We start from the raw sequence: 11,900 nt of genomic DNA, 5'->3' as shown, positions 1-11,900 counted from the left end.
AGGGCTGAGCGCTTGCGCGTTCAGCCCCGTATTTCACGACAGCTTCATGACTGTTTGATGACGTTGAAGCTAAATGGCCATCAATGAGTCTGCCTTATTTTTTTGCCACAGCGGCGCTTAGCCCCAGATAGTCGATCAGAATACGCCCGGTCTCTGCCAGGTAGGCATCGTCCTCGGGTTTGGTTTTCTCGTCTTCCACTGGCAGCGCGTCTTCGTCTTCTTTCTTCAACTCCTTCAGCGGCTCTTCACCCTTGGCCTTGCGGCGGGTGTTTTCCAGCGCGAGCTGCTTGCTTTCGATGGACGCATGCTCGGCACGACGGTCGGCTTCATTGAGGCTGACCGTTTTTTCGTTCATCAGCTTCTTGGCCAGCGCCAGGCGGTCTTCAATGAACACGAACTCGGCGTCTTTCGCCGAACGCGCTTCATGTCGCGCCTGCAGTTGGGCCAGGAAGGGCTTGAACGGATCGATGGCAGGTTTGATCGCCGGTTTGATGCTGTCCCATGGCATGGCCTCGGGCAGGGCGCTCTCGCCGATTTCCTTGGTATCGATCAGCGACGGGTAAGTGATGTCCGGCACTACACCCTGATGCTGGGTGCTCTGACCGGAAACCCGGTAGAACTTGGCCAGGGTCAGTTTCAGTTCGCCATGATTGAGCGGCTGAATGGTCTGCACGGTGCCTTTACCGAAGGTCTGGCCACCGATCACCAGTGCGCGGTGATAATCCTGCATCGCGCCAGCGAAAATCTCTGACGCCGAAGCGGACAGACGGTTGACCAGCAAGGCCATGGGGCCTTTGTAGAACGCGCCTTTGGCTTCGTCTTCCAGCACATCGACCTTGCCGTCGGCGTTGCGCACCAGCACGGTCGGGCCTTTGTCGATGAACAGACTGGTCAGCTCGGTCGCTTCCTGCAACGAACCACCACCATTGTTACGCAGATCCAGTACCACGCCATCGACCTTCTCGGCCTGCAGCTCGGTAAGCAGTTTCTTCACGTCACGGGTGGTGCTCTTGTATTCCGGATCGCCAGCACGATAGGCCTTGAAGTCCAGATAGAACGCAGGGATGTCGATGACCCCGAGTTTGTAGTCCTTGCCATCCTGTTTGAGGTGCAGGATCGACTTCTTGGCCGCCTGTTCTTCGAGCTTCACCGCTTCACGGGTGATGGCGACTATTTTGCTGGTCTGGTCATTCGGCGCATTGCTGGCCGGGATAATCTCCAGACGGACCACGGAACCTTTCGGACCGCGGATCAGCTTGACGACTTCATCCAGACGCCAGCCGATCACGTCGACCATTTCCTTGTCGCCCTGGGCAACGGCCACGATCTTGTCGGCCGGCGCGACCTGCTTGGTCTTGGCCGCCGGGCCTGCCGGGACCAGACGCACGATCTTCACGTTGTCGTTGTCGCTCTGCAACACGGCGCCGATGCCTTCCAGCGATAGGCTCATGTTGATGTCGAAGTTCTCCGCGCTGTCAGGTGACAGGTAGTTGGTGTGCGGGTCGTAGGACATGGCGAACGTGTTGATGTAGGCCTGGAAGATATCTTCGGCACGGGTCTGGTTCAGACGCGCCTGCTGATTCTTGTAGCGCTTGGTCAGGGTTTCCTGAATCTTCGCCGGGTCCTTGCCTGCAATCTTCAGACGCAGGACTTCATCCTTGATGCGCTTGCGCCACAGTTCGTCGAGCTCGGCAGTATCCTTGGGCCATGCGGCGTCCTTGCGGTCGACCAGCAGGGTTTCCTTGGTATTGAAGTCAAGCTTGTCGACGCCCTTGCTCAATTCAGCCAGCGCGAAGTCCAGACGCGCCTTGATGCGGTCCAGGTAGCGCTTGTAGATAGTGAACCCCGGATTCAGGTCGCCACTTTTGAGGAAGTCGTCGAACTGGAACTGCCATTTGTCGAATTCGGCAATGTCGCTGGCCATGAAATAGCTGCGCGAGGGGTCCAGTTGCTTGATGTAGCTCTGGTAAATAATCGCCGAACGCTTGTCGTCCAGGGGCGGCTTGCTGTAGTGATGTCGTTTGAGCAGCTCAACCACGTTGAGGCTGGCAATCACTTCGTCGCGGTCCGGCTGAAGATTATCCCAGCTGTTGGCGGCAAAGGTACTGGCTGACATCGGCAAAACGCTAAGGCCGACAAACAGTGCGAGGGCAGTGCTGGGGAATAATTGCTTCATGCTGATTCGACGCGAGGACAATTGATAACGCATATTAGGCCGTCTTTGAGGTCGCCGGTTCCTTTGGACCCGGCCGCATAATGCAAAAGCCCGGGCAAAACAGCCACGGGCTCAGTCTGGACTCACTATGGAGGCACCGTGAAGGCATTGCAAGGCGTTGAAGGACATGTGGAATGGGTCGAGGAGCCGAGTCCGGCCCTCGATGTGGGGCAGGTACGTATCAAAGTGGCTGCGGCAGGTTTGAATCGTGCCGATCTGTTACAGCGCGAAGGCAAGTATCCGCCGCCGCCCGGCGTCACTCAGACGCTGGGTCTGGAGTGCTCGGGCGTGATCGCCGAAGTCGGTCCGGGTACGTCCTGGGTCGTCGGAGACCGCGTCTGCGCGCTGTTGGCGGGCGGGGCGATGGCCGAAGAAGTGGTGGTCGACGGGCGACATGTATTACCGGTCCCGGAGGGGCTGTCGCTGCATGAGGCCGCCGCCATCCCTGAGGTGTATGCCACCGCGTGGCTCAACCTGTTTCAGCTGGCAGGCCTCAAGCCGGGTGAAAAGGTGTTGTTGCACGCAGGCGCAAGTGGGGTTGGTTCAGCCGGTATTCAGCTTTGCAAAGCGTTCGGCAACCCGGTCTGGGTCAGCGTCGGTTCGACCGAGCGTCTGGCCTATTGCGTCGAACTGGGAGCACAGGGGGGCGTAGTACGTAGCGAAAGTCTTGAAGGCCTGAACGATTTTGCACCGTTCAACGTCATCCTCGACCCGGTGGGCGCAAGCTACGCCGAACTCAACGTGAAACTGCTGGCTCTGGACGGTCGCTGGGTGCTGATCGGTATCATGAGCGGGCGCGAGGCGCAGGTGGATCTGGCGCACGTGCTGGGCAAACGTATCCAGCTGATGGGTTCGACCTTGCGCAGTCGCGATGACACATTCAAGGCCGACCTGCTCAGCGACCTGGGCCAGCACGTCTGGCCGCTGTTCACTGAAGGCCGCCTCAAGCCGCAACTGGCAAAATCCTTTGCGATCAAGGATGCCGACGCTGCGTTCGAAGAGCTGGCGACCAACACGGTGTCCGGCAAGATCGTGCTGGTCATCGACGAAAGCCTGGTCTGACCCGTCGGTGCCTCTGGGCTCAGCTCCAGTCGTGCACCGGCCAGCCTGCTTTCTGCGCGTGTTCCAGTAACACGGCATCGGGGTTGACCACGTTAGGGTGGTCAACCTTGAGCAGCAGCGGCAGGTCATTGCGCGAATCCGAGTAGAAGCTCGCCCCCTCAAGGTTTTCCCCTTCGGCGTCCAGCCACTCCATCAGGCGCGTGATCTTGCCTTCCCGATAGGTCAGCACGCCGACCGTGGCACCGCTGTACACGCCATGTTGCACGTCCAGTTCGATGCCCAGCACTTCGTCGATCCCCAATCGTTCTGCGATGGGTTTTACCAAGTGCACACCTGACGCCGAGATCACCAGAATCCGGTCGCCTTTGGCGCGATGCTGAGCAATACATTTGCAAGCGTCGCTGTAGATAATCGGCTCGATCACATCCTCGACCCACGGGCCGACCAGGTGATCGATTTCTTCAGGCGTACGACCCGCCATGGGTTCAAGGCTGAACGCCATGAACTCTTCCATCGCCAGCTCGCCTGCGCTGTAGGCGGCCATCAGTTCGTCGTTGCGCTGCATGAACGAGGTTGAGTCGACCCAGCCCAGGCGACCCATCTGCTCGCTCCAGAGCGTGGCACAGTCGCCACCGATCAGGGTCTCGTCCAGGTCAAAAATTGCCAAGGGCATGTGCGTTTCTCCTAAAAGTCTGTTGAATCAGCTGTCAGCTTCACGCCTGGCGTCTTGATCGGCAAGCGTGTGGCGTTATCCGTGCAGAACAAATTCAGTTCAGAGCACGGTCAGTTCAGAGCACAGAGCGCCGACGGTTCGATGTTCAGTGTTACACGCCTTCCATCCGGGTGCAGGTCGTCGGCGCTGCGGTTCAGTACGTCGACCACCAGTTCCACGCCGCGGGCCTGTATCCGGTAGCGGATGACGTTGCCGAGCAGACTGTGACTGCGTACTTCGCCTTCCAGTTCGCCGGTCAGGCTCAATTGGATCGATTCAGGGCGAATCGCAATGCGGCTGGTGATCGGGCGTTGCATCAGACGTGTGGCGTCTTCGGCTTCCAGCAGGTTGTAGTTGCCGATGAAGCCCGCAGCGAACACGTCAACCGGAGCGGTGTAAAGGGTTTCTGCGTCACCACTCTGCACGATCCGGCCTTCGTTCATCAGGAAGATGCGGTCGGACATGGTCAGCGCCTCCTCCTGATCGTGGGTCACGAAGATCGTGGTAAGGCCCAGCTCGCGCTGAATGGCGCGAATCTGCTCACGCAGGTTTTTGCGAATTCGCGCATCCAGTGCCGACAGCGGCTCATCAAGCAACAGCAGGCGTGGGCGAGTGACCAGCGAGCGCGCCAGAGCCACGCGCTGGCATTGCCCGCCGGATAACTGATGCGGATAACGCGTGGCAAAGTCGTGCAGCTCGACCATGCGCAGAATATCGGCAACGCGCTTTTCGCTGTCGGCCGCACTGACTTTCTGAATTCGCAGGCCAAACGCGACGTTTTGCTCGACGGTCATGTTGGGAAACAGCGCGTAGCTCTGGAACACCATGCCGATGTTGCGTTTTTGTGGTGTGAGCGGCACCAGGTCAGTGCCATCAAGCAGGATGCGCCCGCTATTGACCGGTGTCAGCCCGGCAATGCAGCGCAATAACGTGGACTTGCCGCAGCCGGATGGGCCGAGCAAGGTGACAAACTCGCCTTTCGTGATACTGCAGTTGATGTCGCTGAACACTGACGTGCTGGCATAGCTTTTCTGCAGGTTTTCAATGCTGACAAAACTCATTTCAGTCTTTGTCCTTGTTCAGTCGATTGGCGGCCCAGGTCAGCACCAGCACGAAGAGGAAATAGGAAATCACCAGCGCGCTGTTGAAGTGACCGCTGCTGTTGCGCATGTTGTTCAGGTAGACCTGCAGGGTTTCATAGCGGGTGCCGACCAGCAGGTTGGCGAACACAAATTCGCCGAAAAGGAACGAGAACGACAGCAGCAGGGCAATCATCAAGCCCTTGCGCAGGTTAGGCAGCACGACCATGAACGCTGCTTGCCAGGTGCTGGCGCCGAGCAATTGGGCGGCGTCCATCAGGTCCGTGAGGTTGATGGCCTGCAGGTTGTTGGTGATGGCGCGGTACATGAAGGGCAGGGCGACTGTGAAGTAACAGCCGATCAGAATCCACGGCGTGCCGACCATCGCCATGGGGCCTGAGCCATACAGCTGCAGCAGGCCGACCGACGAGACCACGGGAGGCACGGCGAACGGCAGCAGGATCAGGATGTTCATCAGCCCGTCGAGGCGCGGGAAGTAGTAATGGACGACAAACAGCAGCGGCAGAATCAGCACCACCGAGAGTATCAACGCGCCGACGCATACCAGTAGTGACTGGCCGAACGCCGCCAGAAAACGCGGATCGCTCCACAGCGCCACGTACCACTTGAAGGTCAGGCCACTGGGCAGAATGGTCGCCGACCAACTGGTGGAAATCGAGTACAGAAAGGTCCCGGCCAGCGGCAGCAACAGGATCAGGAACAGCAGGTAAACCACGGTTTTGTGGTAAATGCCCGCGGGCCTTCGTTCAGCGCGCGACATGGTAGCTCCTCTTCAACAGCCACTGATGGACGACTGTGACCAGAGTCATGAGGCCGACCAGAATCATCGCCAGAGCGCTGGCCATGTTCGGGTCCAGGGTGATATCGCCTGCCACCATCGCAGCGATGCGGATCGGCAGCACGTTGAAATTGCCGGTGGTCAGGGCGTAAACCGTGGCATACGCGCCCAGCGCGTTGGCCAGCAGAATCACGAACGTACCGAGTAGCGCAGGGGTCAGGACCGGCAGGCCGATATAGCGCCAGAATTGATAACCGCTGGCACCCAATAGCGCCGCCGACTCGTTCCAGTCCTCGCGTACAGCGTCAAATGCCGGGTAGAGCAGCAGCACGCCAAGCGGAATCTGGAAGTAGGTGTAGAGGATGATCAACCCGGTCTTGGAGTACAGGTTGAAGTCATCGATGATCCCGGTTTGCTTGAGGATCAGGGTCAATGCGCCGTTGAAACCCAACAGAATGATGAACGCGAACGCCAATGGAACGCCGGCAAAGTTGCTGGTCATGTTGGCGAACGAATTGACGAAATCCCGCAGCCGCGAGTCTACCTTGCGCAGTGAATAGGCACCCAGCACGGCGATGATGATGCCGAACAGGCTCGACCAGAAGCTGATCTCCAGGCTGTACTGGATCGCCTGCCGATAGAACTTCGAGCTGAACGCTTTGGTGAAATTTTCCCAGCCCCAACCGGCGTCGCTTTGCAGGCTGTGGATCGCCACCCAGAGCAGCGGCGCAATCTGAAACACAATGAAGAACACGGCAAAGGGCATCAGGCACAACAGGCCCAGCCACTTGCCTCGGGAAAATCGGGTCAATTGAGAATCTCCCGGCAGACCGGTTTGTCGTGATGTACGCCGAGCAGCTCGCAGATGGTGCCGCACAGATCGATCTGGCGCGGTGCAGCGTCGACATTCAGGCTGAACGCATCACCCAGCACGAACAGCGGCACTTCGCGTTCTTCCGGCAGCAGGCCGTTGTGCGAGCGGTCGTTGTTCATGCCGTGGTCGGCGGTCACCAGCACTTGATAGCCTGCGTCCAGCCAGCGTTGCAGGTAGTCAGCCAGAATGATGTCGGCATTGCGTGCGGTGTTGCGGTATTGCGCAGTGTCGAGGCCGTGCTTGTGCCCGGCGTCGTCGATGTTCATGGGGTGAATCAGCAGAAAGTTCGGTGCATGTTTAAGGCGCAGGCTTTCCGCGTCGGCGAACAGGTGCGAGTCCGGGTAGTGATCGGCCCAGTAGAACAGCCCGTGCTGAATGGGTAGTTCCGTTGCCTCGGTATGACGATCGCGTGCCGTGTCGAACGGTGTGCGGTTATACAGCTCGCTGAACCAGTGATAGGCCGCCGCTGCAGTGGTCAGCCCGGCGTCGCGAGCGTAGTGAAAGACGCTGCGCTGGTTAGACAGACGTGAAACGTTGTTGTGCACGATGCCGCTGTCGATAGGTGCGACCCCGGTCAATATGCATTCGTACAGGGGGCGGGAGAGGGCGGGTAGCGCGCATTCCAGCTTGTAGAGCGCGGCGCGGCCAGCATCATGCCAGGCTTGAAGATGGCCCATTGCGTGGCGGGCCACGTCGTAGTTGAGGCCATCGAGCACGATCAGGATGACGTTGTGTTTCATGGGCGACTCGCTTTGAAAGAACGGGCGAGTCTGGCTCGCCCGATGTACACGACTTCATCCCTGAGCCGCAGGAGAGAATCAGTTCATCTCGATGATGACCTGTTCGTTCCACTTCTGAGGCAGCGCTTTGGAGGTTTTCTCCCAGGCAGCTGCGTCTTTGATCGGCTTGGCATTGAGGTATTGTTCATGCGGCAGCAACTGGGCTTTCACGTCGTCTGGCAGCTTGATGTGTTCGACGCGAATCGGACGCGCATTGCCTTTGGCCAGGTTGATCTGACCGGCATCGCTGAAGGTGTATTCACGCGCCAGTTTGGCAGCGTTCGGGTGCTTGGCGTATTTGTTGATGATGGTGGTGTAGCCGGAAACTACCGAGCCGTCCGAAGGGATCAGCACCACGTAGTCATCCGGTTTGGCCATCTTGGCTTTGTAGTTGAGACCGTTAAAGTCCCAGACCACGCCGACTTCGATTTCGCCTTTTTCGATGGTTTGAATGGTCGGGTTGGCCAGCGACAGGCGCTTCTGCTTGGCCAGGTCGGTGAACAGTGCCAGGCCTGGCTCGATGTTGCTTTCGTCGCCTTTCATGGCAATGGCTGCGGCCAGTACGCCATTGGTTGCTTGCGCAGCAGTGCTCACATCACCAATGGAAACCTTGTATTTACCTGTTTTAAGGTCGGCCCAGCTTTTTGGTATTTCAGAGCCGTGCAACAGGTTCTTGTTGACGATAAAGGCGATGGTGCCGGTGTAGGCCAGCGCCCAATGGCCGTCCTTGTCCTTGGCCCATTCCGGAATCTGATCCCAAGTGGTTGGCTTGTAAGGCTGGGTCACGCCTTTGGCAACGGCGATAGGACCGAACGCGGCACCCACGTCGCCGATGTCACCGCTGGCGTTGTCCTTCTCCGCATCGAATTTGGCGATCTCCTGGGCCGAACTCATGTCGGTGTCCATGTGCTTGAGGCCGTATTTGGTTTCCAGGTCTTTCCAGATGCCACCCCAGTTAGCCCAGTCATCCGGCATGCCGAGACTATTGACCGCGCCTTCAGCCTTGGCCGCAGCCTCCAGCGTTTTAAGGTCCGTGTCCGCAGCCATGGCCAGCGAACTCATTGCCATGGCTGAACCGAGGAGTGATGCCAACAAAAGATGTTTCATTCGGAGCTCCTAGTGCACTTCTTGCAAGAAGTGTTCGTTGCGGATTGTTTGGTCTAGATCAGCAATACCTGAGCCAAGTTAGGCTTTTTGCATGACATTTTCGTGTCGTGTTCAGTGGCAGAAGCTGTTTTTAACGTGGTTCGGCAGTGCCTGGCGCTAAGCGTAGACCATGGGAACATGCTTGCTTTTCAACGGTTAAAGACCTTTTTTCAGAGCAGTTGGCATGGATCGTGTTTTGTCATGTCACAGAATGGTCATGTGCCCGGCCTAGGCTTGAAGCAACGGAGTTAACGGCGTCGGTTGCACTGATGTGTGCCCCGCAACAGAGCTGGTCTAGTCCAGACGGATACCGGAATGCGCGAAGATGTGCCACGGGCGGTAACAACGATTTGCAGTGCTCTGCAAGAGCAGATCGAACATGGCTTGTTGCCGCATGGCAGCAAGCTGCCTGCGGAGCGCAAGCTTAGCGAGGTGTTTGCTACCACCCGTATCACGTTGCGTGAGGCTCTCGTGCAACTGGAGGCGCAAGGGCTTATTTACCGTGAAGAGCGTCGCGGCTGGTTCATTTCCCCGCCACGACTGGCCTATGACCTGATCAGGCGCAGCCATTTCCACGCAATGGTCTGTGCCCAGGGAAGGGTGCCGCACACCCGGCTTCTGTCTGCACGCCTGCAACCTGCTTCAGCGATGATCTGCGAAATGCTGGAGCTGCCGGCGCTGTCGAGCGTGATCCAGATCTGTCGCGCGCGACGGATCGATCAGCGTCTGGTGCTGTATGTCGAGCACTACCTGAGACCGGAGTTGTTCCCCGGCATTCTCGAACACGACCTGAACGAATCGCTCAGTGAACTCTACGCCCGCCGCTATGACATTCATTACGGTCGGGTGCGCTTCGACATGGTCCCCACAGCGCTGCACAGCGAAGCAGCCGCTGCACTGAAGGTTTCACTGGGTAGCCCGGGCCTGCGCATTGCACGTGTCAATTATGATTGGAAAGATCGGTTGATCGACTGTGACCTCGAATACTGGCGTCATGATGCTATTCATGTGCGCGCAGAGGTGCACGGCGACTGAATGCCGGTGTGGCAAACCCACTTCCCAAGCGCGGTCTGTACCACCGTTAGTTTGCTGTTTTCTATCAATAAATACTCATTTCTTTGATAAGAACGTGTGCAATTTACAGACTGTTTAATAGGTTTTGTATAATGCATGCGTTTGATTAACAAAAAAATTAATGAGCGTTATTCTATTGCTGGTGGCGGAGCGGCGTTAAATTAGTTGGTTTTTTTGATGAAATTTTCCAGAGTAATTATTCTGGTTTTCAGCGAATTTAAGAAAAATCTTAATATTAATTAATGTTTGTTAATGGGGTGTGGTAGGTTTTTGGTGTGGAAAGATATGCACTGGTTAGTTGGTATTATTTGCACGATCGTTCCACGTTTGGATTAAGGCTGACATGGCAGTTGTCCTATAAAGCAATGCTTGATAAGTACGGCTGCTTTTATTTAAAGGATCTATGAGGATGCTGTAATGAATCTCGACAAGGCGTTGGTACTGCGTACCTGTGCAAATAACATGGCCGATCACTGCGGCCTTATATGGCCCGCGTCCGGCGCGGTGGAATCCAGATACTGGCAGTCAACCAGGCGGCATGAGAATGGTCTGGTCGGTTTACTGTGGGGCGCTGGAACCAGCGCTTTTCTAAGCGTGCATGCCGATGCTCGATGGATTGTCTGTGAAGTCGCCGTTGCAGACATCATCAGTCTGGAAGAGCCGGGAATGGTCAAGTTTCCGCGGGCCGAGGTGATTCATGTCGGCGACAGGATCAGCGCGTCACACTTCATTTCGGCACGTCAGGCCGACCCTGCGTCAACGTCAACGTTAACGCCTACGGCCATACCCACGCCCATGCCTGCGGCAGCAAGTGTCACGTTACCGGTGGCCGAACAGGCCCGTCATGAAGTGTTCGATGTCGCGTTGGTCAGCGCGGCTGCCCCCCCAGTAAACACCCTACCGGTGACGACGCCGCAGAATTTGCAGACCGCCACTTACGGCAGCACGTTGAGTGGCGACAATCACAGTCGTCTGATTGCCGGTTATGGCAGTAACGAGACCGCTGGCAACCACAGTGATCTAATTGCCGGTTATGGAAGTACAGGCACCGCCGGCTCCGACAGCTCGCTGGTCGCTGGCTATGGAAGCACCCAGACCGCCGGTGGGGACAGCGCGCTGACAGCGGGTTACGGCAGCACCCAGACCGCCCGTGAAGGCAGCAACCTGACGGCAGGGTACGGCAGCACCGGCACGGCAGGTTCGGACAGCTCGCTGATCGCCGGTTACGGCAGTACTCAGACTTCTGGCGGGGACAGCTCACTCACAGCGGGTTACGGCAGCACGCAAACGGCACAGGAAGGCAGCAATCTCACTGCAGGGTATGGCAGCACTGGCACGGCAGGTTCGGACAGCTCGCTGATCGCCGGTTACGGCAGCACCCAGACTTCCGGAGAAGACAGCTCGCTCACAGCGGGTTACGGCAGCACGCAAACGGCGCAGGAAGGCAGCAATCTCACCGCAGGGTACGGCAGCACCGGCACGGCAGGTTCGGACAGCTCGCTGATCGCCGGCTACGGCAGTACCCAGACCTCCGGAGAAGACAGCTCGCTCACAGCGGGTTACGGCAGCACGCAAACGGCGCAGGAAGGCAGCAATCTCACCGCAGGGTATGGCAGCACCGGCACGGCAGGCTCGGACAGCTCGTTGATCGCCGGTTATGGCAGTACACAAACCTCGGGAGGCGACAGTTCGCTGACCGCGGGCTACGGCAGTACGCAGACGGCCCAGGAGGGCAGCAATCTGACGGCGGGGTACGGCAGCACGGGTACAGCAGGTGTCGACAGCTCTCTGATCGCGGGATACGGCAACGGGATACGGCAGCACGCAGACCTCGGGAAGTGACAGCGCCCTGACCGCAGGCTACGGCAGCACGCAAACGGCCCAGGAAGGCAGCAATCTCACTGCTGGGTATGGCAGCACCGGCACGGCAGGTTCCGACAGCTCGCTGATCGCCGGTTACGGCAGCACGCAAACCTCGGGCAGTGACAGCTCGCTCACGGCGGGGTACGGCAGTACGCAGACGGCCCAGGAGGGCAGCAACCTGACGGCGGGGTACGGCAGCACGGGTACAGCAGGTGTCGACAGCTCTCTGATCGCGGGATACGGCAGCACGCAGACCTCGGGAAGTGACAGCGCCCTGACCGCAGGCTACGGCAGCAC

Annotated in this window: 9 protein-coding genes and 1 pseudogene; 3 read left to right on the top strand and 7 right to left on the bottom strand. The window is 58.2% G+C overall.

Annotated elements, in window-relative coordinates:
* Nucleotides 1-94 precede the first annotated feature (94 nt).
* Complete coding sequence (locus AO068_RS16230) at nucleotides 95-2,176, bottom strand: carboxy terminal-processing peptidase (protein ID WP_004657761.1); 2,082 nt, start codon at nucleotides 2,174-2,176, stop codon at nucleotides 95-97.
* A 138-nt stretch (nucleotides 2,177-2,314) separates the two neighbouring features.
* Between AO068_RS16230 and AO068_RS16225 the strand changes: the two genes are divergently transcribed.
* The gene (locus AO068_RS16225) at nucleotides 2,315-3,277 is read left to right on the top strand and encodes an NAD(P)H-quinone oxidoreductase (protein ID WP_005732900.1); all 963 of its coding nucleotides are present in this window, start codon (nucleotides 2,315-2,317) and stop codon (nucleotides 3,275-3,277) included.
* Between the two features lie 19 nt (nucleotides 3,278-3,296).
* On the opposite strand, the gene AO068_RS16220 is transcribed toward AO068_RS16225, so the two are convergent.
* The 6 genes from AO068_RS16220 to AO068_RS16195 form a co-directional block, all read right to left on the bottom strand.
* Nucleotides 3,297-3,950, bottom strand: a complete 654-nt coding sequence (locus tag AO068_RS16220) for an HAD family hydrolase (protein ID WP_058399780.1) — start codon at nucleotides 3,948-3,950, stop codon at nucleotides 3,297-3,299.
* Nucleotides 3,951-4,060: 110 nt separating this feature from the next.
* The gene (locus tag AO068_RS16215; RefSeq protein WP_002552643.1) at nucleotides 4,061-5,050 is read right to left on the bottom strand and encodes an ABC transporter ATP-binding protein; all 990 of its coding nucleotides are present in this window, start codon (nucleotides 5,048-5,050) and stop codon (nucleotides 4,061-4,063) included.
* A gap of 1 nt (nucleotide 5,051) precedes the next feature.
* On the bottom strand, nucleotides 5,052-5,849 hold the full coding sequence (locus tag AO068_RS16210; protein ID WP_002552644.1) for an ABC transporter permease: 798 nt from the start codon (nucleotides 5,847-5,849) through the stop codon (nucleotides 5,052-5,054).
* Nucleotides 5,836-6,678: an ABC transporter permease gene (locus tag AO068_RS16205; protein ID WP_058408879.1), complete on the bottom strand. Its 843-nt coding sequence runs from the start codon at nucleotides 6,676-6,678 to the stop codon at nucleotides 5,836-5,838. Before AO068_RS16205 ends, AO068_RS16210 begins: the two co-directional genes overlap by 14 nt.
* Nucleotides 6,675-7,481 (bottom strand): alkaline phosphatase family protein, encoded by an 807-nt coding sequence (locus AO068_RS16200; RefSeq protein WP_058408878.1) that lies wholly within the window; start codon nucleotides 7,479-7,481, stop codon nucleotides 6,675-6,677. The genes AO068_RS16205 and AO068_RS16200 overlap by 4 nt, the downstream gene beginning before the upstream one ends.
* A 78-nt stretch (nucleotides 7,482-7,559) precedes the next feature.
* Entirely contained in the window at nucleotides 7,560-8,627 is a 1,068-nt protein-coding gene (locus tag AO068_RS16195; RefSeq protein WP_058408877.1) for an ABC transporter substrate-binding protein, read from the bottom strand.
* Between the two features lie 354 nt (nucleotides 8,628-8,981).
* Here AO068_RS16195 and AO068_RS16190 point away from each other — a divergent pair, with 354 nt between their 5' ends.
* Nucleotides 8,982-9,701, top strand: coding sequence for a UTRA domain-containing protein (locus AO068_RS16190; protein WP_058399784.1), 720 nt, complete (start codon nucleotides 8,982-8,984; stop codon nucleotides 9,699-9,701).
* A gap of 456 nt (nucleotides 9,702-10,157) precedes the next feature.
* Nucleotides 10,158-11,900 (top strand): annotated as a pseudogene (locus AO068_RS16185) (beta strand repeat-containing protein); the annotation flags it as partial.

Origin of the sequence: Pseudomonas sp. ICMP 3272 (assembly GCF_001466905.1) — a bacterium.
Classification (GTDB): domain Bacteria; phylum Pseudomonadota; class Gammaproteobacteria; order Pseudomonadales; family Pseudomonadaceae; genus Aquipseudomonas; species Aquipseudomonas amygdali.
The sequence above is the reverse complement of the archived record's forward strand: the minus strand, read 5'-3'. Positions and strand labels throughout refer to the sequence as shown.

Bases quoted from the DNA above. Each gene is read 5' to 3' on its own strand.
- AO068_RS16230 (WP_004657761.1), bottom strand. From the start codon at position 2,176: ATGAAGCAATTATTCCCCAGCACTGCCCTCGCACTGTTTGTCGGCCTT.
- AO068_RS16220 (WP_058399780.1), bottom strand. From the start codon at position 3,950: ATGCCCTTGGCAATTTTTGACCTGGACGAGACCCTGATCGGTGGCGAC.
- AO068_RS16215 (WP_002552643.1), bottom strand. From the start codon at position 5,050: ATGAGTTTTGTCAGCATTGAAAACCTGCAGAAAAGCTATGCCAGCACG.
- AO068_RS16210 (WP_002552644.1), bottom strand. From the start codon at position 5,849: ATGTCGCGCGCTGAACGAAGGCCCGCGGGCATTTACCACAAAACCGTG.
- AO068_RS16200 (WP_058408878.1), bottom strand. From the start codon at position 7,481: ATGAAACACAACGTCATCCTGATCGTGCTCGATGGCCTCAACTACGAC.
- AO068_RS16195 (WP_058408877.1), bottom strand. From the start codon at position 8,627: ATGAAACATCTTTTGTTGGCATCACTCCTCGGTTCAGCCATGGCAATG.
- AO068_RS16190 (WP_058399784.1), top strand. From the start codon at position 8,982: ATGCGCGAAGATGTGCCACGGGCGGTAACAACGATTTGCAGTGCTCTG.